The organism is Spirosoma panaciterrae DSM 21099 (assembly GCF_000374025.1).
Lineage (GTDB): Bacteria > Bacteroidota > Bacteroidia > Cytophagales > Spirosomataceae > Spirosoma > Spirosoma panaciterrae.
In genome coordinates, this window is sequence record NZ_KB893173.1 from 166714 (window position 1) to 192497 (window position 25784).

Sequence of the window (25784 nt, forward strand, 5' to 3'; positions counted from 1 at the left end):
TCGTCAATATATTATGAAACAAAAGAGACGTTTACTTCATGTAATTTCAGGCTTTGTTACTCTGATGGTGCTGGTCACCCTGTTGCCAATGACAGCAATGGCTCAGACGCGCAAAATTACCGGAAAAGTTACTTCCAGCGGCAATGCAGAAGTTCTGCAGGGCGTGAATGTACTGGTGAAAGGCAATAGCCGAAAAGGGGCTATTACCGACGCGCAGGGGATGTTTTCGGTAGAAGCCTCTCCGACTGATGTGCTGGTTGTGAGCTTTATCGGCTTTAAGTCCAAAGAAATAAAAGTAGGCGATCAAACCACGATCACCGTATCGCTCGACGAGGATGCAACCCAACTTACCGAGTTAGTCGTCACGGGTACGCGCAATACGGGCCGGACCGTCCTGGAAACGCCTGTTCCGGTCGATGTCATTTCGATTAAAGATATTATGGGCGATCTGCCCCAAATCGATCTGGCCCAGATGCTTGCTTTTGTAGCCCCCAGCTTCAATGCGGTCCGAAACCAGGGAGGTGACCTCGATTCCCACGTCGACCCGGTGCAGTTACGAAATATGGCTCCCAATCAAATTCTGGTCCTTGTAAATGGCAAACGGCGGCACACCTCTTCGCTGCTGATCGGAACAACCGCCGTGGGTAGCCCCTCTACCTCGGTCGATATGATGACCATACCAGCCGCTTCGATTGATCGGGTCGAAATTCTGCGCGATGGAGCAGCCGCTCAATATGGTTCGGATGCCGTAGCCGGGGTCGTGAACATCATCCTCAAAAAAGGGACGAACAAACTGACAAGCAGCCTCACAGGGGGTGGGTATCTCAACTCGGGTGGTCAGGCTGGCGACCTTACCAAAGCCGGGAAGCCCGATGGCTTCAATTATCAGTTCGACGCCAACTACGGCTTCAAGATTGGCGACCGGGGTTACCTCAACCTGACAGGCCAGATCACCCAACGCCGGCCCACCATTCGTCAGTTCGTCAATGACTGGCAAATCTACGACAACACCTATCTGAACAACCTGCGCACGGATAAATACGGCCGCCCCATTATCACCAACCCCGAACTGGTCAATGCTCTGGCGGCTGGCAACACAACCGCTGCTACCAGCCTGAAAACCGAAGCCGGCTTGCTAAGTGCCCGAGGGCTTACCCCCTCCGATTTTTCGGTGTATGCGGGTATGCCCGGTATTACAATGGGTTCGATGTTCTACAATGCCGGGTACGAGATCAACGCCAATACCACCCTCTACAGCTTTGGTGGCATGTCGTACAAGTATCTGAAAGGTTTCTCCTGCTATTACCGTCGCCCCGCCCAAACCGACCGATTCAACTATTTATTGTATCCCAATGGGTTCCGGCCTCAGCTAATCACCAACACAGCCGACATCTCCAACACGGTCGGTATCCGCAGTAAACTGGGTGAGTTCAGCGTAGATTTCAGCAATACATTCGGTCGCAATACGTCGCTGATCAGCATGACGAATACCTTCAATGCATCCATTGGTGCCAATTCGCCAGTCGATATGAACATTGGCACCAACCAGTTCACCCAGAACTCTACGAATCTTGACTTCTCGCGGTATTTTAAAGGAGTCATGAATGGGCTCAACGTCGCGTTTGGTGCTGAGATGCGGGTTGAAAACTATAAGATCATCAAGGGTCAGGAAGAGAGCTATACGTATGGCGATGCCGGGATTCTGACTGCTTCACAGGCCGGATTGCTGGTTGGGCCCAACGGCTTACCCTTGCAGAATGAAGCGGCTCAACCCATCGTGGGAGCCGATGGAAAACCTCTATCCGTTTTTGCCGGGCAACAGATTACCGTCAAAAACTTTGCGGCCAACTGCCAGTGTTTTTCGGGCTTCGGTCCTAAAGACGAACGAAACGCCTTTCGTACTACGATGGCGGCTTACCTGGACACAGAACTTGAGCTAACCCAGAAACTACTGCTTGCGGCTGCTGTGCGGGTCGAAAACTATTCTGATTTTGGTGGAGTAGCCATTGGCAAATTAGCCGCCCGGTACAACATCGCAAAGAATCTTACCATCCGGGGCTCCATTGCTTCGGGCTTCCGGGCCCCCTCATTGCAGGAACTGAACTTTACGCACACCACTACGGCATTTATACCCGATGCCAATGGCGTTCCTCAGCCTCTGGACGTTACTACCTATGCCACCAACAGTACAGCCGCCCGCGTACTGGGTATCAAGGGCCTTAGTCAGGAAAACTCGCGAACGTATGGTGTTGGATTGACCTATCAGCCTACCCGGGGGTTTGAGGTAACCGTAGATGCCTATCAGATCGATGTCGATAACCGTATTTTCCAGACGAGTTTCTTTAGCGCCGAAGAAGTTGGCAATCACTACGATGAAGTCATCGGGGGTGGTCAGGCACAGTTCTTTGTCAATGGGGCCAATGTTCGTTCTAAAGGGCTTGAACTGGTTGGCAACTACACGCAGAATCTGTCGCGCAATAAAAGTCTCACGTACAATCTGGCCGCCATTTTCAGCAAGAACAGCATCCTGAGCCGGAATCCGCCCAGCCTGAAAGTAGAAAACCTTACCCCCGACCAGGTGGTTGAAAAATACCTGAGCCGGGATATTATCGGTCAGTTCGAAACAGGAACGCCCCGCACGAAGCTCATTGGCTCAGTCATGTATCGGCAGAACAAATGGGATGTGATGCTGCGCGGCACCTACTACGGAAAAATAACGGCGCTGTCTGTATCGGCCGACGACAAGGGGAATTACTACGATCAAACCTTTAAGCCTCAGGCCATCTTCGACCTCAGCATAGGCTACGCTGTAAACAGCAACCTGAAATTCTCCATCGGAGGCAGCAACATCCTGGACAAGTACCCAGAGCTTCTTCGGCCCGAAAACCGTGGCTTCTATCTGTATTCCAATTACCAGCAAGGCTCAAACGGTGCTTATTACTATGGCCGTGTCCTGTTCAACCTCTAAAATTGATCCAGACAATGAAACATCTAGTTTATTTATTCCGCTCAATGCCTGTTTTTGGTCTTTTGTGTGCACTGCTTGTTTTCTCGTCTTCCTGCGAACAGCAAAACTATGAGCCAATCTATACTGCGGCTGCGGGGGGGGGTACACTATCGACCTACAAAGCCTATACCCTGGCCTCGACAGACGGGAAAAATATCTATGGACGGGTGGTCTTTTACAAATACAGCTCATCGGTTACGCTGGTGGAAATCGGCTTGTACAACACGGCAACCGGCGCGTCCTATTCGTCTTCGATTTTTCAGGGTAAGCTATCGGCCACGTCGACCACGTCGCTCAAAACGCTGGATACGGTCAGTGGGGCTACAGGCGCATTTTCCAGCAACAAATACTTCACAATTAATGAAGCTGGTTTCTATGATAAGTTAAGTACCTACGATGCCAATGTGAAAGTAATGCAGGGAACAACGCTGGTGGCCAGTGGTAATATTGGGGTGAATGCAACGCCGATTGCCCAATCGTAACGGTCGTTTACGAATCGACTAAAGAGCTACATCGCTAACGTGTAGGTTAAGATTTTTCCGCAAAATGTGTTTTTTAATAGCCCTGGATTCTTTTCTGGGGCTATTTTCGTCTGTGTATCCAGATATACTTTTCCTTCCGTTGATCGCTTAAGGCCCTGGTTCAGTAGTCGGTTGATACATACTCAACTCATCCTCGCCAATTTGTTCGCGGCTTACCAATGCCCCTTGTACTACGGGCGCTTTAACACCTTTTCCCAATAGGCTTGGGCTGCGAAACACCCGCATTTCATCCCAAAGCCTCTCATCAATAAACGATTGTAATAATGTTGCGCCCCCTTCAACAAGTACCGACTGGATATTCCGCTGATAAAGGTCTTGTACGGTATAATGGAGTGATGACGTGATGGCGTAAATGGGTTGAATTTGCCTTATTTCACTCCGATCTGGCACACCCGTTTGCTCTTTCATCCGTTCAACTTCATGATACACAATCGTTGGCTGAGAGCCATCGAACAAGTGAAGGTCAAGCGGTAGGGTCAGGTTGCGGTCGAATACAATACGAACCGGATTTTTACCGGGCCAAAGGCGGGTATTGAGCCGAGGGTTATCGTTACGGGCGGTTTGGGTTCCCACCATAATAGCGTCTTCTTCGCTCCGCCAGCGATGCACCAGCCGATGCGACAAATCGCCACTGATTTTGACAGGCTTACCCCCTTCGCCCCCCATAAACCCATCGGTTGTCTCTGCCCATTTCAGGATGATATAGGGCCGTTTTTTTTCAAAAAAAGTAAAAAAACGAGCGTTTACCTGACGGCCATAGGCATTCAAAATCCCTGTTTCGACCTGTATACCGGCAGCGCGAAGTCGGGCAAAACCCTGCCCTGCCACGAGCGGATTGGGATCATCGTTGCAGCAAACGACCCGACCGATGGTTCGCTCGATCAATAAATCAGCACAGGGCGGTTGTTTGCCATAGTGTGAGCAGGGTTCCAGCGTTACATAGGCTGTGCTTTCAGCCAGCAGATGGGCATCCTCTGGCCGAACCGACCGGATGGCATTGCGTTCAGCATGGGCTTCCCCATATCGTTCGTGCCACCCTTCTCCAATAATTCGCCCAAACGGTGGGCTAACCTGCCCCTTACGATCATGCACAATTACGCAGCCAACCATCGGGTTCGGACTCACATGACCCCGGCCCAGGGTGGCTAGTTCAAGCGCACGTAGCATATACGGGTTTTCCATTCGCATTATGGTTTCTGGTAAGGATATGCAAATTTCTGCCCCATTGCTGTAAACTGAAAACCTAAAACAAACCCTTAACCGAAAACTTCCCTATTTTTGGCAAAATTACCCGAAAGAATCCAATGGCTACCGCCAAACCTCTATACGACCGACTGAGCAAAAACATTACCGCCTACCCGCCCGAAGAAGCGCGGGAAATGGCATTTATGCTACTCGACCATTACTTCGGCCTGCGTAAAACGGATGTTTTGACCGACAAGCCACTTCCTCCCAATCGCACGGAACCCGACTGGTTCAAAATACTGGAACGACTGAATCGCCAGGAGCCTATTCAGCATGTTATTGGTACGACGATCTTTTGCGGATTAGAGTTCGAAGTATCGCCCGATGTGCTGATTCCAAGACCGGAAACTGAAGACCTGGTTCGGCTCATCATGCACGATTTTGCCGACCGGACCGACGATGTGCCCATCGTCGACATTGGTACAGGGAGTGGGTGTATCGCCATCACACTGGCCCGCTTTCTTCCCCAATCCGTTGTAACGGGATGGGATGTTTCGACCGAAGCGTTAGCGCTTGCCCAGCGTAATGCCCAGAATTTAAAAGCGGATGTGCAGTTTGCGATTCAGGACATTCTGGCCGTACCACCCGATTTCGGCCAGCGGTTCGATTGTGTGGTCAGTAATCCACCGTATGTAACCCGCTCCGAAGCAGCCGTCATGGATCGAAACGTTCTCGACTATGAACCCGACCTGGCCCTGTTTGTGGATGATAGTGATCCGCTGGTTTTCTACAAAGCCGTAGCAGATTTCTGCACACGCCACCTCACTAAAGACGGAGCCTGTTACGTTGAAATTAATGAACGTTTCGGAGAAGCCACCCGGCAGGTATTTGCCGATCGGGGATTTTCCAAAATACAGGTATACAAAGATATTCACGGCAAGGATCGCAGTATTCGGGCCACGTTTTAGTTTATACGTTCACAGCGTACTCTTTACGGTCAGAGTCGACTCAACTGATACAATTTGTGTCTAATCGACTGTAAACGGTAAGCCGTAAACTGAAAACGGTAAAAGATGCAATCGACCACTTCATTCAATTACCATACAAAAATTCGCGAAGTATTCGGAGAGATGAGCAAGGTTGTCGTTGGACAGGAACGCCTGCTCAATCGCCTGCTCATTGGCCTGTTTACGGGTGGACATATCTTGCTGGAAGGCGTACCAGGACTGGCTAAAACCCTCACGATCAACACGCTCGCCAAAGTTCTTGAACTCGACTTCCAGCGCATCCAGTTTACACCCGATCTGCTCCCTGCCGATTTGATCGGTACGATGATTTTCAACCAGAAAACGGCTGAATTTGAGGTTAAACAAGGCCCTATTTTTGCCAATCTGATTCTGGCCGACGAGGTCAACCGATCACCCGCCAAGGTACAGTCGGCTCTACTCGAAGCCATGCAGGAGAAGCAGGTTACGATCGGCGAAGAAACGTTCGTTCTCGATCGGCCTTTTCTGGTACTGGCGACTCAAAATCCGGTCGAACAGGAAGGAACGTACCCGCTGCCTGAAGCGCAGGTCGACCGTTTCATGATGAAAGTCTTTGTCGATTACCTTAACAAAGATGATGAACTGGAAGTGATGCGCCGAATGTCGAACCTCAACTTCGACTACGAAGTACAACCTGTATTGGGCAAAGAAGAGTTGAGTGCCATTCGCAATGAAATCAATGGCATCACGATTTCGGAAACCCTTGAGCGATACATTATTGAATTGGTTTTTGCGACACGACGCCCCCTGGAGTATAACCTACGTGACGAAGCCCGGTATATTCAGTTTGGTGTGTCGCCACGGGCTACGATCTACCTGAATCTGGCGGCCAAAGCCCTCGCCTATTTTGACCGACGCGACTACGTATTGCCCGAAGATATTAAAGAAGTAGCCCCCGACGTGTTCAATCACCGCATCATGCTCAACTACGAAGCCGAAGCCGATGGGGTTACAACCTTGCAGGTCATTGATTCCATATTGCGAAAAGTAGCCATCGGTCGGTAGCTAACGAGTGAATGAGCGAATCGACTGACGCGAGCTTTTACACCTACGTATTCATTCATTTGCGCTTTACCTATGAAACCAACGTACCTTTTTTTATCGATCACCCTTCTTTTGATAGGAGGGTTATGGGTCTATGGTACGTTTGTAGCTAAACCCCGCCCGTTGCACCATCCTCCGGCGGGCACTACCTCACCGGGTAATCGTCGGGTAGAGAAATCGGATGCCGCGTGGAGGTCGCAGTTGACCCGCTCCCAATACCATATAACCCGGGAACGTGGCACCGAATGGCCTAATAGTAGCGAACTGACCCACGAACACCGAGTCGGGATGTATGCCTGTGTGTGTTGTCAGAATCCACTTTTTTCGTCGGCCACCAAGTTCGATTCGCATACGGGCTGGCCAAGTTTTTACGAGCCCATCGTCCCCAACGCCATCTACACCGAACCGGATGGCAACCGGACCGAAGTGCGCTGTTCAGTATGTGATGCCCATCTGGGCCACGTCTTTACCGACGGCCCCGACCCAACCGGGCTTCGGTACTGCATGAATGGCATAGCGTTGATATTTACTCCCAAACGGTAGTTCGCATAACAATCATTAGCAATTCTCGAATTGCTAATTAGCATCTTATCAGAATTGGAAATAGATGAATTGGTTGGAGGAGAAGACCCCAAACAGATAGGTAACGAAGGTGATGAACGTAAAAAGCAGGATGAACTGCACCGTACTCCGCGTTGGGATGGTGAGAACAAAGGCTTCTTTAATCAGTAAAAACACGATCAAAAAGAGACTGAACCACATTTCGACAGTATTCATAGGGCTATGAATAGTATCGCCCAACGACAGCGTGCCAATCCGTTTCAGAATCACTAGGGCATCACTGACACTACGCGCCCGGAAAAACACCCACGTCAACATAATGAGCCCGAATGTGATGAATGTATTGATCACCACCCGAACGGGCGATTGCTGACTTTCCCGATCATGAACCGGAGACGTGATTAAACTGGGTTGTGTACGCGAAAAACCCAGCTTCGACAGAAGTTTATCCCGCAGAACAGCCAGTATCTGATACACGCCATTCAGGCCACCCCAAATAACATATGTCCAGTTGGGACCATGCCAGAGCCCGCTGGCCAGAAATACGATCAGCATGTTCAGGTATTGACGAAACTCACCTTTCCGGTTGCCACCCAATGGAATATACAGATAATCCCGAAACCAGGTCGACAGCGAAATATGCCAGCGTCGCCAGAACTCCGAAATCGACTGTGCAATGTAAGGGGTTCGGAAGTTTTCCATAAGGGTAAAACCCATTACCCGGGCTGCCCCAATCGCCACATCAGAATAACCCGAAAAGTCACAGTAGATCTGGAAGGTATAAAAGAACGTGGCGGCCAGCAGTGTGAGCCCATTTTGCTCCGCTGGGTTACCGTACGCATAATCGACCAGCATGGCAAGGCGGTCGGCAATAACCAGCTTTTTAAATAGCCCAAAGGCCATTTGCATAAGCCCCGCTTTCACATTTTCAGCATCGTAGGCAAAGGTTTTGTGGAATTGCCACAGCACATTCTGCGGCCGCTCGATAGGCCCGGCCACCAACTGGGGGTAGAACATAACGTAGAGCGCATAAATACCAAAGTGGCGCTCGGCTTTCTGATTGCCCCTGTATACTTCAATGGTATAGCTCATGGCCTGAAACGTATGAAACGACAAACCAATGGGCAAAATGCTCATATTATCTTTATACGACGAAATACCACTTTTACCGAAGATATGCAGCACTTTCACAAAGACGCGGTTGGCGCCAGCCGTTACAGAGTCGGCAATATGTGGCATGTCCAGAAAGTCGAACAGCCCGGCAATATTTTCCGAAAAAAAACCGAGGTATTTAAAAAATGCCAGAATCCCCAGATTTGAAATCAACGACAGTACCAATAACCAGCGACGAGAGCGCCCACTCGACCGTTCGATCCAGATACCCGCGATATAATCAATGACAATGGTCAGAAACAGTATCAGGATATACGACGGCTGGAAAACCATGTAGAAGTAACAACTGGCTACCAGCAGCAATATCCATCGCCCCTGCCATTTCAGACTGAAATAGCTCAGGGTAACGACTATAAAAAACAGTAAAAACTGTAGTGAATTAAAAAGCATCCGTTCTACCGTTACGGTTTAAGGCATTCGGCATCGTCAGTGCCTGATATCAGTACTCGTAAACCTGTGAAAAAGTGATCAGGATAGACTGGCCTGCTTCAGTGGCATTACGGGCTGTCGTTGCTGGTCTTTGATTACGTCCCGCAAGACATACAATGGGCGTCCTTTCGCCTGAAAAAAGATGCGAAGCACGTATTCACCAATTAAGCCAAGCGCAATCAGTTGAACGCCACTAAACAATACCATCACAAACAGCAGCGCTGTAAACCCCTGGGGCACATCATGATACACAAACCGTTTGATCAACGTCTGAATCAGATAGATCATCGCAACCCCAATAGTTAGCATCCCCAATCGGGTAATGATCTTGACCGGGTACTCACTAAAATTGAAAATCCCGTTATAAGCCAGTCGTTGTAGCATCTTGAATGAATACTTGGGCTCACCAGCCAGCCGGGCATCGCGTTCATATTCAACGCCTATTTGCTTAAAGCCAATCCAGCTCCGCATACCCCGGATAAATCGGCTTTCTTCGGGCATTTGATTGAGCACATCGGCTACCCGGCGACTTATCAATGAAAAATCACCACTATCGAGTGGCATATCGACGTACGAAATGGCCTTCATAAATCGATAAAAGCCAGCGTAGGCCGTTCGTTTCAAAACGTTTTCTTTCCGCTTCTTCCGAATGGCATACACCACGTCGTAGCCTTCCTGATACTTTGCGTAAAACTCGGTCAGCAATTCCGGTGGGTCCTGCAAATCACCATCAATGATAAACAGCGCTTCACTGCCCCGTGCGGCTGCAATACCAGCCGTCAGTGCGATCTGGTGTCCATAATTTCGGGATAAGAAGACACAGTGATAACGAGCGTCTGTCAAGGCTACCTGCTGCATCAACAGCGCCGTATTGTCGCGGCTTCCGTCGTCAATCAGCACAACTTCAATACGTAAAGGAGACTTCTCCATTACGGCATTCAGCCGAGAAATCAGATAAGGAAACGACTCGGTTTCGTTATAAAGTGGAGCAATGATCGAAATCTGAGGTTCTAACAAGGTAGTATAGCTTGAGTCGGTATCAGAATTGGCAAAAGTACGTTTTTTTGGCATTTTGGCCACTCCCGAAGCGCATTTGTTAAGGAATGGTAATGGTTTGCGGGCTAAACCGGATGGGGTTAGCAGCCTCGTCAGATGTGGTCAGAATGCCCAGACGATACGTTCCAGGCGGTAGCATAGGAATAATTACCTCTGCAAACACCGTTTGAATGGGCCGGTTCAGGTAGAAATTAGCCGGTGAAAAATGAACTGACGACGGGAATAAATACGTCCGTTGATCGGATTGTACAACCACAGCCGACTGCCCAATCGGCTTAGGAAGAACCCCATAATCGGTTTCAATCAAATAGCTATATCCCCCACCCGAACGATGCAGATTCAGGCTTGTATCGGGCGGCATAGCCCGTGCTTTGGTCAGCAAGGTTTGTTCATAGGGTGAATAATAGGCATCCGTAGGATAATGATACAGTCCCCGCCGTATGGCCTGATCGAGGCTTCGCCGAGCAAGGGTCACAAAGGGATGCCCCCAGCTTGGTCCTAGTCCGGTTTCATTGTATTTCTGATTGAATGCACTGGTGAGGAGCTGCTCTTTCCGGAAAGCAATTTTAGGCAACCGAAACACATACCAGGCCCCCCAAACCACGAAACCTACAACCAGACCAGACCTTACCCATTTCTCCAGCGCACGTGCATTCTTATACTGTTCGCTTAACACAGTCAGGTAGAGTAGTACGACCAATAACGCGGGATAAATCATGTAGTTGCTGATCAGCATAACCGCATACCCAAACCGGGGCCGCAAAAAAGCAACTACCAACGCGTTGACCATCAGAAACGCGTAGGAACCCGTCAGAAAATAGCGCCGTTTCCAGAGTGCCGTCATTGCCCGATCCGAATTTGCAGATGCTTTAATCGGCCTACGCAGAATCGGTTCTGCCATTTGCCATAACAGCCAGAGCATCGACGGAATCAGGATCAGCCCGGCCAGTGTCGGCAGCACACTCCGCACCAGAATAGAGGACTCAGGCAGGAAATCGAAAAGCCCACCATTGAAGGTAAAAAAGCCCAGAAAAATAAGATGGGGGTGTTCCAGAAAGAATGAAATACTGCTATCATTTCCCTGGGTATTCGGAAAATCATGAAAATAATACAGGATAGCCCCTACACCAACTCCCAGCCAGATACCAAGCCGAATCCATTGCCGCTGCATAACCAGCACAACAGCCCCAGCCACCCAGCCGAAAAGCCCATTGCTCATCGAAAAGGAGGTTAGCACCTGTAGGAAAAGCCCAATCCCAAATCGGTTACGCCCCTCATCTGCCAGTAAATAGACTACGGCTATTACCATCGCGACAACGACCTGATGCTGCAGGCTTGTAATGGCCCAGGTCGTGGTCAGATAATATTGTGGCTGAAGCAACAAAAATGGGATGGGCACAAAGGCTAGCAGCGGTAAGCCCGTTGATCGAAAAACCCGATAAAAAATACCGAGCAGGAGCAACAGAAAAGCAAAAGCCGCAAAGATCAACCAACGAAAATTAACGGCCCCCAGTAGTTTATAGCAGAGCAGTGTCAGGAGTTTGCCCGTCAGAATCCGATGCTCGTTGTTAGGGCTAAGCAGCCAGTATAGTTTTCGCTCAGCGGTGGGCGCATCAATATAACCGACAATAAAACTGAGAAACGCGTCGATGTCGTCCATCCAGGGTACATCGACGATGTAAGCATATAACAGCAGGCTAAAGCATAGAATCGGAATACCGATTAGCACCAGGGCCAGTCGGTCGAGCCGACCCACTACCAGCGAGCGATTACGAGATAGGTACGCTAAATTCATTCGTTTTGACCAGTTTCTTCCAGTTCGAACAGACTTGGCGAAACTCGTAATTTAATTTTCAGGGCAATATGCCAGATAGTACTGTATCGATTACGGGGTTGGCTGATGGCCATTCAGGATAATCGTTTTTTTATGAAAATAGTCAGCCCAGCAACGATTCCATAAGTGCTGTGGGTTATCATGAATATCTTCGAGAAATAAGGAAACCGGATAGTGACTCAATGGGGTTATAACGCTGTTGGTATTGCCGGGTTTCGAAAGTTGTGCATACCGTTCGAGCATTTCCCGATCATACTGGGCAGCCCGCCCACTCAGCCAGTCGCCATACACCACGGGCAGCAACGTTCCCATCGACGCTGCGACAACCGCCCAGATGATAGCCACCAACAGAACAGGACGCAGATACGGCACCAGGGCATCCGGCTCAAAGCGGTATCGAACCCGAATCACCACCAAGGTCAGGTTATAGAGCAAACAAAGCCAGAAAGCCAGATTGATCAAATTGATCAGCCGGGGAATAGGCGCAATACCGACTCCGTAAAAGTGCAGTGATATAAGTGCCAGAAGCGTTGCCAGCATATACACCAACCCCCATAGTGGATGTAAACGCAGGTAGGGTGGCAAATCGGAACGGCGTCGGCGTGTTCCGGCCAGTTTCCAGACCAGTGGCAGATATAAAATCGACAAAGGCATCCAGGGCGTTGTAAACAGTTGCTTTGGGATATACGTAGCCGCAAATTTGAGTGACGAAATCAGCGTAAACGGGATGTCGCTGCCCTGCGGGTTGCCGCCCATTCGGATCGCATTGCCCGGTGCTTTGAACAAATAATAGCAGGCCACTGCTGCCACAGCCAGCAATATCAGCATCGTTGCCGACACCCGCTGGCGCTGAATGAATTCACCAAAGACTATGAGAGCAAGTACGGATAACACCAGTACCATCGTCATCTCACTCGACCCAATAATGGCCGTAACCAGCAGACTTTCCGTAAGCGTATACCCCGATTTCCAGCCAAATCCACGTTGCTGGTGGGCCATCAGAACCGCCAGTAAAAAGAGGAAAAGCGCGCTGGACAAACCATAGCTTGCCAGCCCGGTGTACCAATACAAATACTCAGGGATTCCCACCAGCGTCGTGATAAAGCCAATAAAAATCCCAAATGCCAGAGCCAGTTTAGCCCCCAGATCAAAAAAACTCGACAGCAACTGATTGGCAATGGCATAACACCCCGCCAACACCAGTGCCAGCAAAATCATTGGGTATACTTTATAGGCACCGTACCAGCCCAGGATAATTGGGTTGGTATGAACAATAAAATTATGAAAGAAACGCCCGGTCCATCCGTCATAATAATACTGCTGTGCCTGCCAGAATCCATAATGAATTACGGTATTCGCGAAGCAATAATCGTCGGTGGGTGAAGGATGATTATAGGTAGCCAGAGCAAGTAAGGGCGTAAGGACAACAACGGCAAACAGGCCCAGCAGAAAAGTAACAATACGCAATAAAGATCCAGACATAAAATGCATTACAGTTTACGATCATGGCATACAGTAAACCACACATCGTTTCTTCAGTCACTCGCTTACGTTGAGGTTGGCAACTGAGCTTGCGTTTTTGCAAAACGGGTATTGAGAAACGGATAAGCCAGCACAGCCGCCAGAATCACCAGCGTACCACCGTAAAAGCCCAACGTCATCCGTTCGGTATCACCGAAAATCAAAACGGCCAGCAAGATACCATAAACTGGCTCCAAATTTACGGTCAACACAGCCATATACGGTGAGAACTTTCGTAACAGGCTCACTCCTACCGTGTAGGCATAAACGGTACAAACCAGTGAAAGTATCAATAACCAGAGCCATTGCCAGGGCGATTCTGGAACATATTGAACGGTGGTCGATGCATCGGCCGATGCGCTCCATTGAACCAGCAGCCACAAACCCAATGCTGCCACAGAGGCCCCTATCATTTCATAAAATGAAATAACCAGAGCATCGTAGCGTTGCGTAAATCGACTGTTGATAATGGTAAACAGCGACGACAGCATGGCTGATAATACGGCTACTGTCAACCCAATAACCTTGTCGAATTCAAACCGAAAAATAAGGTAAAGCCCCAGCATCACAACAACACCCAGCGCAACTTCGATCGGTCTTACCCGCCGACGCAACACCAGTGGTTCCAATACACTTGCCCAAAGTGAACTAGTTGCCATACCGGCCAGACAAACCGATACATTGGCGAGTCGGGCGGCCAGAAAAAACAACACCCAATGCAGGCCAATCAATCCGCCCGTTGCCAGTAATCGCCCATAATCGGCAGAAGCCACTCTCAGATTCTGCTTACGTCCCAGTAGAACAAGACCCATTCCTACCACCGCCAGCAACGTCCGAAACAGCACAACGCCCGAAGCATCGAGCGGAGTCAGCAGTTTCCCTAATATAGCGGTAAACCCCCAGATCAGAACAATGAAATGGAGTTGTAAGTAGTCGGCAAAAGACGGTTTGTGAATCATCAATTTAGAATGAGTGAATGCGTAAAGGATAGAATTGGAACAGCTAACCCGTCACGCATTCTATTTTTCACGCAGTCAAAATTATCGGGGAATCGTATTGTACAGCAGCACGCCAATGGCAGTAAAAATAGCATTGGGCAGCCAAACCGCGATAATAGGGTTCAGGTTGCCAGACTCCGCAATCCCCTTGGCCAGCATAAAAAACAGCAGATACGTAAAGGCCAGGATGAACCCCAGTGCCACCTGCCATCCAACCCCCCGTCGGCTTTTTCGGGCCGACATGATGACCCCAATAATCGTCAGGATAATAATGGCAAACGGGCGGGTATCCCGACTGTATTTTTCAAGCAGGTAGGTCTCTACACCATCGGAACCACGACTCTTCAGCAGGTCAATGTATTTATTGAGTTCCGGGCGGGTTAGCGTTTCAAAAAGGTTAAAATTTGAACTGAAATCATCCGGTTTCAGATTCAGGGTCGTATCGATACGGGTACCGGGCGTAAGCGTTTCGTGCAGCCCATTGATGTCGCGAATCCGGTAGTCGACAATCGACCATTTCTTTTTCTTATCGTCCCACTCGATATGATCGGCAGAAAGCTTTTGTTTTAGCTGATTACCTTCCACGCGCTCCAGGGTGAATTTATACCCGGTGTTGCTCATGTTGTTGTAACTTTCCAGGTAGGCATAGGTATTCGGGGCTATCTTAAGGTGCACATTCCGGTTCGAGTACGTAAAAGCATCGTTGATGTATTTAATCTCAAACGCAATCCGGGTTTTATTCGCTTTCGGAATCACGTAATTGACCATAAAATACGTCAGCACCGCCAGTACCGTTGCCCCCAGTGTATAGGGGAATAAGAGCCGGACAAAACTGACACCACTACTCAGAATAGCAATAATTTCGGTTCGGGCGGCCAAGCGCGAGGTCAGGAATACAGTGGCGATAAAGACCATCAGTGGGCTGATGTAATTAGCCCAGTACGGAATAAAATTGAGGTAATAATCCCAAAGAATCTCGTTGCCAGGTGCGTTGGTCTTGTGAAAGTTGTCCACCTTTTCGGTATAGTCGATCATTACAACCACCAGCACAATCACCATGACCACAAAAATGTAAGTCTGTAAAAAGCGCTTCAGAATGTACCAGTCTAATAGTTTCATAGTATAGTTGTCAGGCAAATGTCATTCGTCGTCTCTCCATCGTCCACGACCTCGGCATTTCGACTAATTCACCAATAAATTTTTAGCCACTTCATGGCTTACGAACACCATCCTGCCGGTTTCGGTCTGCACTCGAAACGACTTATCGAACGCATTGATCTCCTGAATAATAACCGTACTGCCCAGGGATAAATCGGAATAGTCAAGATGCCTTAAAAACCCTGTGGAATGCTCCAGCACCGCCATCAGGCACACCCCCTCACCGACCTCAGCCTCCGACAGTTTTCGGTATCCGGTTTCGGGCATTTGCCCGGCCGATGTCGGTATGGGATCACCATGCGGATCGAACTGGGGATTGCCTAAATAGCTATCTAACCGGGTTACCAACTCTTCGGATCGAACATGTTCCAGTTCTTCAGCAATATCATGAACCTGATCCCAGCTAAATCCCAGCTTCTCAACCAGAAAAACTTCCCAGAGCCGATGCCGTCGAATGATCTGTAAAGCCAGTCTTTCTCCCTCTTCCGTCAGCCGGACACCCTGATATTTTTTGTAATGAATAAGCTGTTTTTCAGCCAGTTTACGCAACATATCCGTTACCGAAGCTGCTTTTGTGGCGGTTACTTCGGCCAGCGCGTTCGTACTGACTTCACCCTGCTGCCGATTGGCAAGGTTATAGATAGTTTTCAGATAGTTTTCTTCTGTGAACGATTGCATACAGTACGGCGCGCTTGTTCAGAACAACGAACGAAATCAAAACAGTTTGACCACAAAGGTAGTTTTTATGTTAAACTTTCTAAAAATTTAGACTGGCCTAAATTTTTATTTCAACAATACTTATATTTGTTGCGTTATAGATGATACCGAACAATCGACTCAACTTAAGGAAGCTTACTCAGGCTCAATGGAAGTAACGAATACATCAACGAAACACTGGTATTCTGAAGATGCAGCATCGCCAATGGCTGATGTTCAGGGTTCTGTGCCTGTTCCGGTCGGGCAGGGTTTCTTCCGAACGCTGCGTGCCTATGCGGGTCCCGGTCTGATGGTAGCGGTTGGCTACATGGACCCCGGCAACTGGGCTACCGATATTGCCGGGGGGGCCCGGTTTGGCTACCAGCTTCTGTCCGTAGTTCTTATTTCGAATCTGTTTGCCATTTTATTGCAGCACCTGGCCCTAAAATTAGGCATTGCTACCGGACGTGATCTGGCCCAGGCCTGTCGCGATCATTTTAGCCGCCCGGTCGGCATCGGCCTTTGGCTGCTGGCCGAAATCGCCATTGCGGCCTGCGATCTGGCCGAAGTGATTGGCTCAGCCATTGCGCTGAATCTGCTTTTTGGCCTCCCAATTACAGTTGGTGTACTCATCACGGCGCTCGACGCTTTACTCCTTCTTTACCTTCAAAACAAAGGTTTTCAAATTCTGGAACGTATTGTCGCGGGTTTGATCTTTCTGATCGTAGCTTGTTTTGGGTATGAGCTCATCGTTTCTCAACCCGTAATGGCCGATGTTGCCGCCGGACTGATCCCGCGTTCGGCCGTCATTACCGATCCGGGTATGCTCTACATCGCGATTGGCATACTGGGCGCTACCGTGATGCCGCACAACCTCTATCTACACTCCAGCATTGTACAAACCCGTGATTTTGGACGCAACGATGCCGGTCGTAAATCAGCCATAAAATTTGCGACGATCGACTCAACCGTTTCCTTATTCCTGGCCTTTTTTATCAATGCGGCCATCCTTGTGCTATCGGCGGCTACGTTCCACTTTTCAGGTAATCAGCAGGTTGCTGATATTGCCGATGCTCACCGACTACTCGACCCGATTCTTGGCGTCAAGTTAGCGGGTATACTGTTTGCGGTGGCCCTGCTCGCTTCCGGTCAGAATTCTACGCTTACGGGTACGCTGGCGGGCCAGATTGTTATGGAAGGCTTTCTGAATATACGGCTGAAACCCTGGATTCGCCGGTTGGTGACGCGTCTGGTAGCCATTGTCCCTGCCCTCATTGTAGCTATTTTGTACGGCGAACGAGGAACCGCCGAATTACTGGTCCTTAGCCAGGTTATTCTATCCTTACAACTCAGCTTTGCGGTTATTCCGTTGGTACAATTCACCAGCGACAAAACCAAAATGGGCCGGTTTGTAAATCCAGTTTGGCTCAAGGTGCTCTCCTGGGCCGTTGCCCTAATTATTATGGGACTAAACGGCTATTTGCTCTGGGATACAATTGCCTAGCGTCTCGGTTCGTCCGGGATTCGGTTATGGTCCCTGGCACACAGTTATCCTGATGACACCTTCCGGTCAGAGCATCTACTCTCTTCTCAGCCTGTTGCCAGCAAATGTTTAGCGAGTGCCGTAGAAGAGCGTTTCATCGACTGATAACCGGGTAGTCGCCGGTTCGAATCTGGTCAGTCGGGACGATTCCTGCCTGTGGCTCAATAGAAGGGCACCAAAATAGTCTCTTTTCATGTGTTGCCTTGTTTTTCAAAACAGTAGGATTAATTATGCCGGTTAATAAGTAGCTCTGCTAGCCAGCTTTGGTGTTTTTTATAGGTTTTTCAGGACGATAAGTAGTTTGTTTTTGTCGCTAGGTTGTTTTTCATCAACCTGCATTTGCTTTCTGATAAATAATTTCATTTTTGAGCCAGCGTATACGAGCAAGCGGCAGCCTTTGTCTGTTTTGATCGGCTATTCTGACCTAAACGATGCGATTACTTTTACGAACTTTAGCGATTTTCCTTACGCTGCTCCTTATTGTACTCGTTGTCAACACCTTTCGATTGACACCGCATCAACTAACCGATGTTCCCTCTGCTGCACCAATTACAATACCCGATTCGGCCATTCAACGGCTGGCTGGTGCCATCCGGATTCCCACGGTTTCGTATACCGACTATACGCTGACCGATACCACTCAGTTCGACAGATTTCTGGCTTATTGCCAAACTGCATTCCCGCTTGTCCATCAACGGCTAAAACGCGAAACCTTTAACCAGTATGGCTTACTTTTCGAGTGGCGCGGTCGCAATGCGAATCTGAAGCCGATTCTGCTGATGGGCCATTACGACGTAGTGCCCGTGATTCAGGGCACTCAGAAAATGTGGAAACGCCCCCCCTTTGGTGGCATCATCGAGGGAGAGTATCTGTATGGCCGGGGGACACTCGACGATAAGATGAGTGTTATGGCTTTGCTGGAATCGGTGGAGTACTTGCTGCAAACCAATTTTCAGCCCGATCGGACCCTACTTCTGGCCTTTGGCCCCGATGAAGAGACATCAGGCCAGGGCGCACAAACCATTGCGGCTGCATTGAAAAAACAGAATCGTTCACTCGAGTATATTCTGGACGAAGGCGGAGTGATTAAGACCGAAGGTGTAGTCGGGCTTAACAAACCTGTTGCCCTAATCGGCATTAGCGAGAAAGGGTATTTAAGTCTGGAAATCAGCGCCATTGGTAAAGGGGGGCATTCCTCCATGCCCCCAGCCCAAACGAGCATCGGTATGGTATCTGAAGCCGTTAGTCGTTTAGAACGGAATCCCTTTCCGGCTCGGCTGGATGGAGGCATAGATCGATTGCTGGATTACCTGGCCTCTGAGGTTCCCTTTGGTCAACGGATGGTCCTGGCTAACCGATGGATGTTCAGTCCGTTGATTAAACAAATGATTGCCCAGACGAACTCGGGCAATGCCTCCATCCGCACAACAACCGCCCCAACCATTTTTCGGGCAGGCGCCAAAGACAACGTTCTCCCTATCGATGCAACAGCTACGGTTAATTTCCGCCTGCTCCCCGGCGACACGGTGGAGGGAGTGATCGAGCGCGTAAAGGAAGTAATTGCTAACGATAGCCTTTCCATAACGGTATTAGGGAAAGGGAATAATCCGGCCGCCGTGTCTGATCCTGAGTCGCCCTCGTTCCTGACCATCCACCGCACCATTCGAAGCATTTTTCCGGATGTAGCTGTAGCGCCTTATGTAATGCTAGGCGCTACCGATGCCAAATTCTACTCGGCCGTGTCGCCAGCGATTTATCGGTTTTCACCCATTCCACTGAATGAAGCTGAAACCCAGAGCATTCACGGGACCAATGAGCGTATTCGACTGAAAGATTATCAAACTATGATCCGGTTTTATGTGGCTTTAATTCGAAATAGTCAGTCTAACTAAGCGTATCCAGGTGGGCTTACGCAAAGAGATGGTCTGTTTAGTAAACAGACCATCTGCCAACTACACCTAATTAAAACCCGAACTTACTTGTGTATGGGCATTTATATGTACGAATTTTTGCAACGGACAGTTTTATGGCAACAATCTGCGCTTATCCGGCATATGGCTGGATTTTTGCATTTTAGCAGGGAAGGTAACTTTCGATTAAAGTGCGATTAATGAATCTAAACATCGGTTATCTTTGCGCCGTTTTGCCCCGCCCGTAAGGCTAAAAGGCGTAAGCCTATTTTATGGAAGACAAAAAACATTTAGACACCGTTACCGCTGCCGGTCTGCTGGTAGCCATGGGAATTATCTACGGTGATATTGGTACATCTCCCCTGTACACCCTCCGGGCGATCGTAGGTCCCACTAATGCCATTCGAGCCGACGTGGTTCGTGGCGCACTGTCCTGCGTGCTCTGGACACTTACCCTACAAACGACGGTCAAGTACGTGATCCTGATTCTTCGGGCCGACAACCGGGGTGAGGGTGGTATTTTTGCGCTTTATGCGCTGGTACGTCGGCATGCGCGCTGGTTAACCCTGCCAGCTATTATTGGAGGAGCGGCTCTGCTGGCCGATGGGATTATTACCCCCCCTATTTCGGTCTCCTCGGCTGTCGAAGGCCTTCGTTTGCTCTATCCGGCTATTACGCACGTGCAGATCATCGAAATTGTGATCGCTATTCTCACGATCCTATTCCTGATTCAGGCCTTTGGTACCAGCGTTGTCGGGACAGCCTTCGGCCCCATTATGTTTGTGTGGTTTGTGATGCTGGGAACACTCGGTATCATCCAGATTGCCCAGGCACCGGGGATCCTGTCGGCCATAAATCCTTATTATGCGTATTGGTTACTGACCGAATATCCCGGCGGTTTCTGGCTGCTGGGTTCTGTTTTCCTCTGCACAACAGGAGCCGAAGCCCTGTATTCCGACATGGGGCACTGCGGCCGGGCCAATATTCGGGTTAGCTGGGTATTTGTCAAAACCTGCCTGATTCTCAACTATTTCGGCCAGGGCGCCTGGCTTATCGGGCAGGAAGGACAGGTTCTGAAAGAGCGGATTCCGTTCTATGAAGTAATGCCGCCCTGGTTCCTGACCATCGGCATCAGCATTGCGACAGCCGCTACGGTTATTGCCAGTCAGGCTCTGATCAGTGGTTCGTTTACCCTGATCAGCGAAGCCATCCGACTCAATTTCTGGCCTAAAGTTCGGCTCCGGTATCCGAGTGTTCAAAAGGGGCAGCTTTACGTACCGAGTGTGAATATGCTGCTTTGGGCAGGTTGTGTGGGCGTGGTGCTGTATTTCCGTGAATCGTCGAATATGGAAGCCGCTTACGGGCTGGCTATTACCCTGACGATGCTGATGACCACGCTTCTTATGTCGTATTATCTCTACACCCACAAGTATCAGGCCTGGTGGGTGGTTTTGTTTTTGACGGTTTATCTGGGTATCGAAGGGTCCTTTCTGATCGCCAACCTCATCAAATTCCCGCATGGCGGCTGGGTGTCCGTACTGATCGGGTCGACAATTGCCGGGGTCATGTACATCTGGCTACAGGCGTTTCAGATCAAACTTCGCCTGACCGAATACGTCCGCATCGATCAATACATTCAGGCTATTAAAGAACTAAGCCGCGACATTAGTATTCCGAAATACGCAACGCACCTGGTGTTCATGAGTAATGCGGCCCGACAGTCGGAAATTGAGTCAAAAATTATCTACTCCATTTTCCAGAAGCGGCCAAAACGGGCCGACATCTATTGGTTCGTTCACGTCGATACGACTGATGATCCGTATACGATGGAGTATAAAGTGAACACCATTGCGCCCGACGATGCCTATAAAGTAACGTTCAAACTCGGTTTCCGGGTCGAGCAGCGCATTAACCTCTTCTTCCGTAAGGTAATCGAAGACATGGTAAAAAATAAAGAGGTGGATATTACCAGCCGGTACGAATCGCTGAGCCGCCAGAATGTAATTGGTGATTTCCGGTTTGTCGTATTGGAAAAATTCCTGTCGTTTGAAAACGAATTGCCTCCCCGCGAACGACTCATCATGAACATCTACTTTACCATCAAGAACTTCACAACGCCCGAAGATCGCTGGTTCGGTCTGGATAGCAGTTCGGTCAAAGTCGAAAAAGTGCCCCTGGTTATTCGCCCAGTCGAAAACGTCCAACTCAAACGTATCACATCTTAATATGATATGGCGAAAGAGCGAAAGAGTGAATGAGCGAATTTCCCGACCAACACTCTTTCACTCTTTCACTCTCTCACTCTTTAAAATATGAAACTTCTTATCACCGGCGGGGCCGGATTTGTTGGCTCATCGCTGGCCATTTCGTTAAAGCAGAATTATCCCGATTATCAAATTTTTGCGCTCGACAACCTTAAACGACGGGGTTCGGAACTGAGTCTGGCGCGGCTGAAAGCGGCCGGAATTGAGTTTCTACATGGCGACATTCGGAATAAAGAAGATTTCGATGCATTACCTGCCGTCGATACCGTCATTGAAGCATCGGCTGAGCCTTCGGTGCTGGCTGGTCTGGATGGAACCCCCGATTATTTGATCAACACGAATCTGTTTGGGACGGTCAATTGCCTCAATTATGCACTGAAGCACCGCGCCAACTTTATCTTCCTGTCGACCAGTCGCGTTTATCCCATCAAAACGATTGAAACGCTGAATTTTGAGGAAGCCGAAACGCGCTTTGTGCTGACTGACGATCAACCTGTGCCGGGCGTATCGTCGAAAGGCATTGCGGAGAATTTCCCGCTCGATGGGGCCCGGTCGCTGTATGGCACTACGAAACTGGCATCAGAACTACTCATCCAGGAATACAACGAATTTTACGGCCTAAAAACGGTTATCAATCGCTGCGGTGTCATTACCGGCCCCTGGCAGATGGGTAAAGTCGATCAGGGTGTGATGGTACTCTGGATTGCTAAACACTATTTTGAGCAGCAACTCGCGTACATCGGGTACGGTGGCACGGGAAAGCAAACCCGCGATATGCTTCATATTGCCGACCTGTATCGCCTGATCGATTGGGAGTTGCATAATCTGGACACCGTAAATGGCGAGATTCTGAACGCTGGTGGTGGTGTAGAGAGTAGCGCATCTCTTCAGGAGCTGACCAAAATCTGTCAGGAAGTAACGGGCAAAACCATCCCGATCAGGCAGGTTACAGAGAACCGAGCCGCTGATATTCGCCTGTATATCACTGATAATACCAACGTAACGAAGTTGACGGGCTGGAAGCCTGAACTAGGTATCCGCGAGATCGTCACCGACATTCATGCCTGGCTCGATGCTAACCGAGCTGCCCTGGAACCCATTTTAAAGTAGCCTGAACTTAGAGCTACTGTATCCATTTACCACAAAAATGGCCCGCTTATTCTCTGGAAGCGGGCCATTTTTGTTAGCCTCTAATCCTGCCAGCCTTCGGGTTTGAAGGGAGTCTTTGTTTCACTGGGACTACAGGGCGCCGTGGGTGGACGGTCATTATTAGGCCAGATTCTCACGTTTGGCGGGAAGCGGTTACCCTGATACGGGGGTGATGGCTCGGGGTTGGGCCGACGACTGTTCAGGGCATAAAATAAATCGTCACCGATGTTATTGTGTGGTCCTTCTGGGTCCATAGCTCCTAACGGGATACCATCAGCATCTTTTCGGTCGAGCCACTGATGATACAAAGACACCGCTGACGCGCTGAAATACCCCGCTACTGACTCCCGGCTGTTGGTGATATTCCGCACATTCCCGGCCAACGCCGTAGGGGGCGAATCGGCCAGTCCACCTGTATTTTGCGTTTGCTGCTGAAGTAGTTGAAAATACCGATAGGCATCCTTTGTCAGGGATAGCTGTCGAATATCGACCAGGCAAGGAGCGTGCTGATAATATGGAATACTAGCCACTTTTCGTTTTGCAAGCAGCCCTCCGTTGCTGTACTGGTCGTCGAACACATTGATGGCTACATTACACAAAATTTCCCAGCAGGCCGTTCGGCAATTGTAATCGTAGTACCAATATCCTTTGGGCACATACGGAGCGCCATAATCGGTCGTATAGGTAGGTGGGCTAAAGCAGTCTTCAAACAATTCATTGCCAGCCACAAAATAGTATTCGTATAAATAGGTGTGGGGCAGCACTTTATAAACGGTATAAACACCTTGCTGGCAGGTTTTGCACCAGTACTGCCGCTCGTAGAGTGTCCAGTCCCAACGGTAATAATTATGCTGATTAGCGGGGTCCTGTGTGTCGATCGAAATGTCGTGACCAGCGGTAAAACCATCAAACTGATTGGCAGCCAGGCTTTTGGGATTAAATTCAGCATAAGCCTTTTGAATAGGGGCTGTGGCAGTCATAATCTGTTGGTTCGATGCATAACTGGTCCCATCAGGTAGGGTAAAGCGAAGCTGATACGCGTGCCCCACCTGCCCTTTGAAATCGCTTGGCAGTTGATAGCTCCCATCCACCGTTTCATGACAGGTAACTAATACCGACGAATCGACTGCTACCTGTACGGTCGCTCCGGTAATGGGTAGGGTTCCAAATCGCCCCGTGAGCGGGTCGGCCTGGGAGCGATTCAGTTTGATAATCTGTGCTTCTGCCCGATCTGTAATCGTACCATCTACCACGATAATATCGTTGGTGCCGTGCAACAGCAAATCTTCGGGATCGACGCAGGCTACTACCAGCAGGGCGAGTCCAATTAAAAAAAGTCGTAAGCGCATAGACGAAAATTTGATGCATTAATCCCGCCAGCCTTCCGGCTTTAGCGGGGTCTGATTAGGACCGGGTGTGCAGGGGGCGGTGATAAAACGTCCAGGCTTACCTGGTGTAAACGGTGGTCCTTCTGGCCCTTGCATTGGCAAACGAACCTTCAGCGCATAAAATAGTTCATCGTCGGTCTGTACAATAGTACCTGCGTCGTCATAAGCCCCCAGAGGCAGTTTAGTAGCGTCTTTTTTATCCAGCCAGATTTGTTTCTCCGACACCGTACTCGCGGTAAAAAATCCAACTACATCTTCCCGTATGTTACTTACATTTCTGACATTCCCTACCAAAGCCGTTGGAGGAGTGTCGGCCAGGCCACCCGTATTCTGGGTTTGTTGCTGAAACAGATAAAAATAGCGGTAAGCATCAGCCGTTAGTGACGACTGACGCAGTTGCAGCAATGCAGGCTGACGAGTGAGCAAGGGCACCTGCGCTACTTTACGCCCTACCAGTAATCCGCCGTTGCTGAGCTGATCGTCGAATACATTCAGATTATAATTACGAATCCGTGCCCAGCAGGGGGTTCGGCACAGGTAGTCAGAATACCAATCGCCGTTCGGAAAACCAAAAGCGGTGAAAACCGTTAAGGGGTTAACGCAGTCTTCGATGGCCTCCTTTATAGTAGACACCACACCATTCTGGCCGTAACGCGTCTGCACAGTGTCGATGTAAATCTGTTGGTAGCAGCTTTTGCACCATTTCTGTTTTTCATACAAAATCCAGTCCCAACGGTAGTAATTACGCTGACCGGGCGGATCGTTCGTATCGACATACGCATCGTAGCCAGCCCGGAAATTGGTCGGGTACAAGCCAGGGGGCAAACTAATCGGATTGAACTGAACACTTGCCCCGTCTATGGAAGCAATAGGGAGCATCACCTGCTGGCTGGAAACATAATGCGCGCCATTGCTGAGCGTAAACCGCAGTTGATACGCATGCCCGATCTGTCCACGAAAATCACCGGGCAATCGATAGATACCGTCTTCCGTTTCTTCGGCTTTTACAACTTCGGCCGAATCAACTACTACTTCCACCTGCGCTTTGGTCAAAGGTAACACGCCAAAACGGCCCGTTAATGGGTCTGCCCGTGAGCGATTGAGCGTAATAAGCTGCTCCTCGACAAGGTTCGTCAGTGTCCCATCTACGACCACCACATCCAACGTACCGCGCAGTAGTACATCGTCTGGATCGACACAGGCCATTGGTAGCCAGCCAAGTACCAGCCAGCCCATCATCCGAACACATAGCCACTTATTATCACCTAAGACTTTCATAC

Annotated in this window: 20 protein-coding genes; 9 read left to right on the forward strand and 11 right to left on the reverse strand. The window is 49.5% G+C overall.

Features of this window, described 5'->3' with window-relative positions; genetic code table 11:
- The first annotated feature begins 13 nt into the window (after positions 1 to 13).
- Positions 14 to 2968 (forward strand): TonB-dependent receptor, encoded by a 2955-nt coding sequence (locus tag B153_RS0104105; protein ID WP_020595402.1) that lies wholly within the window; start codon positions 14 to 16, stop codon positions 2966 to 2968.
- A gap of 14 nt (positions 2969 to 2982) precedes the next feature.
- Complete coding sequence (locus tag B153_RS0104110; RefSeq protein WP_157634569.1) at positions 2983 to 3489, forward strand: hypothetical protein; 507 nt, start codon at positions 2983 to 2985, stop codon at positions 3487 to 3489.
- A 147-nt stretch (positions 3490 to 3636) separates the two neighbouring features.
- On the opposite strand, the gene ribD is transcribed toward B153_RS0104110, so the two are convergent.
- Positions 3637 to 4731: a bifunctional diaminohydroxyphosphoribosylaminopyrimidine deaminase/5-amino-6-(5-phosphoribosylamino)uracil reductase RibD gene (gene ribD / locus B153_RS0104115; RefSeq protein ID WP_020595404.1), complete on the reverse strand. Its 1095-nt coding sequence runs from the start codon at positions 4729 to 4731 to the stop codon at positions 3637 to 3639.
- Between the two features lie 122 nt (positions 4732 to 4853).
- Here ribD and prmC point away from each other — a divergent pair, with 122 nt between their 5' ends.
- The 3 genes from prmC to msrB all read left to right on the forward strand — a co-directional run bounded on the left by prmC (position 4854) and on the right by msrB (position 7367).
- The gene (gene prmC / locus B153_RS0104120; RefSeq protein ID WP_020595405.1) at positions 4854 to 5702 is read left to right on the forward strand and encodes a peptide chain release factor N(5)-glutamine methyltransferase; all 849 of its coding nucleotides are present in this window, start codon (positions 4854 to 4856) and stop codon (positions 5700 to 5702) included.
- A gap of 105 nt (positions 5703 to 5807) precedes the next feature.
- Complete coding sequence (locus B153_RS0104125; protein ID WP_020595406.1) at positions 5808 to 6785, forward strand: AAA family ATPase; 978 nt, start codon at positions 5808 to 5810, stop codon at positions 6783 to 6785.
- Between the two features lie 72 nt (positions 6786 to 6857).
- Positions 6858 to 7367 carry a peptide-methionine (R)-S-oxide reductase MsrB gene (gene msrB / locus B153_RS0104130; RefSeq protein WP_020595407.1) on the forward strand — a complete coding sequence of 170 codons (510 nt, stop codon included), beginning with the start codon at positions 6858 to 6860 and terminating at the stop codon, positions 7365 to 7367.
- A 48-nt stretch (positions 7368 to 7415) separates the two neighbouring features.
- On the opposite strand, the gene B153_RS0104135 is transcribed toward msrB, so the two are convergent.
- The 7 genes from B153_RS0104135 to B153_RS0104170 form a co-directional block, all read right to left on the reverse strand.
- Positions 7416 to 8948 (reverse strand): MBOAT family O-acyltransferase, encoded by a 1533-nt coding sequence (locus B153_RS0104135; protein WP_020595408.1) that lies wholly within the window; start codon positions 8946 to 8948, stop codon positions 7416 to 7418.
- A gap of 78 nt (positions 8949 to 9026) precedes the next feature.
- On the reverse strand, positions 9027 to 10058 hold the full coding sequence (locus B153_RS0104140; protein WP_020595409.1) for a glycosyltransferase family 2 protein: 1032 nt from the start codon (positions 10056 to 10058) through the stop codon (positions 9027 to 9029).
- Between the two features lie 25 nt (positions 10059 to 10083).
- Positions 10084 to 11838 carry a hypothetical protein gene (locus tag B153_RS0104145; protein ID WP_020595410.1) on the reverse strand — a complete coding sequence of 585 codons (1755 nt, stop codon included), beginning with the start codon at positions 11836 to 11838 and terminating at the stop codon, positions 10084 to 10086.
- A 90-nt stretch (positions 11839 to 11928) separates the two neighbouring features.
- A complete protein-coding gene (locus B153_RS0104155; protein WP_020595412.1) occupies positions 11929 to 13359 on the reverse strand; it encodes a DUF6056 family protein in 1431 nt (476 codons plus the stop codon).
- Positions 13360 to 13424: 65 nt separating this feature from the next.
- Positions 13425 to 14357 (reverse strand): DMT family transporter, encoded by a 933-nt coding sequence (locus B153_RS0104160; RefSeq protein WP_020595413.1) that lies wholly within the window; start codon positions 14355 to 14357, stop codon positions 13425 to 13427.
- Between the two features lie 81 nt (positions 14358 to 14438).
- Positions 14439 to 15515, reverse strand: coding sequence for an LptF/LptG family permease (locus B153_RS0104165; RefSeq protein ID WP_020595414.1), 1077 nt, complete (start codon positions 15513 to 15515; stop codon positions 14439 to 14441).
- 63 nt (positions 15516 to 15578) lie between these two features.
- Positions 15579 to 16232 (reverse strand): metal-dependent transcriptional regulator, encoded by a 654-nt coding sequence (locus B153_RS0104170; RefSeq protein WP_020595415.1) that lies wholly within the window; start codon positions 16230 to 16232, stop codon positions 15579 to 15581.
- Between the two features lie 187 nt (positions 16233 to 16419).
- Between B153_RS0104170 and B153_RS0104175 the strand changes: the two genes are divergently transcribed.
- Positions 16420 to 17754 carry an Nramp family divalent metal transporter gene (locus B153_RS0104175; RefSeq protein ID WP_020595416.1) on the forward strand — a complete coding sequence of 445 codons (1335 nt, stop codon included), beginning with the start codon at positions 16420 to 16422 and terminating at the stop codon, positions 17752 to 17754.
- 108 nt (positions 17755 to 17862) lie between these two features.
- Here the strand turns inward: B153_RS0104175 and B153_RS38675 are convergent, their stop codons facing one another.
- Entirely contained in the window at positions 17863 to 17988 is a 126-nt protein-coding gene (locus tag B153_RS38675) for a hypothetical protein (protein ID WP_281167712.1), read from the reverse strand.
- A gap of 236 nt (positions 17989 to 18224) precedes the next feature.
- On the opposite strand from B153_RS38675, the gene B153_RS0104185 reads away from it, so the two are divergent.
- The 3 genes from B153_RS0104185 to B153_RS0104195 all read left to right on the forward strand — a co-directional run bounded on the left by B153_RS0104185 (position 18225) and on the right by B153_RS0104195 (position 23077).
- Entirely contained in the window at positions 18225 to 19685 is a 1461-nt protein-coding gene (locus B153_RS0104185) for a M20 family peptidase (protein WP_020595418.1), read from the forward strand.
- A gap of 290 nt (positions 19686 to 19975) precedes the next feature.
- A complete protein-coding gene (locus B153_RS0104190) occupies positions 19976 to 21928 on the forward strand; it encodes a KUP/HAK/KT family potassium transporter (RefSeq protein ID WP_020595419.1) in 1953 nt (650 codons plus the stop codon).
- A gap of 87 nt (positions 21929 to 22015) precedes the next feature.
- On the forward strand, positions 22016 to 23077 hold the full coding sequence (locus B153_RS0104195; RefSeq protein ID WP_020595420.1) for an NAD-dependent epimerase/dehydratase family protein: 1062 nt from the start codon (positions 22016 to 22018) through the stop codon (positions 23075 to 23077).
- A gap of 80 nt (positions 23078 to 23157) precedes the next feature.
- Here B153_RS0104195 and B153_RS0104200 read toward each other — a convergent pair whose 3' ends face one another.
- On the reverse strand, positions 23158 to 24465 hold the full coding sequence (locus B153_RS0104200; RefSeq protein ID WP_020595421.1) for a DUF4249 domain-containing protein: 1308 nt from the start codon (positions 24463 to 24465) through the stop codon (positions 23158 to 23160).
- A gap of 18 nt (positions 24466 to 24483) precedes the next feature.
- Entirely contained in the window at positions 24484 to 25782 is a 1299-nt protein-coding gene (locus B153_RS0104205; protein ID WP_245564830.1) for a DUF4249 domain-containing protein, read from the reverse strand.
- Positions 25783 to 25784: the final 2 nt, after the last annotated feature.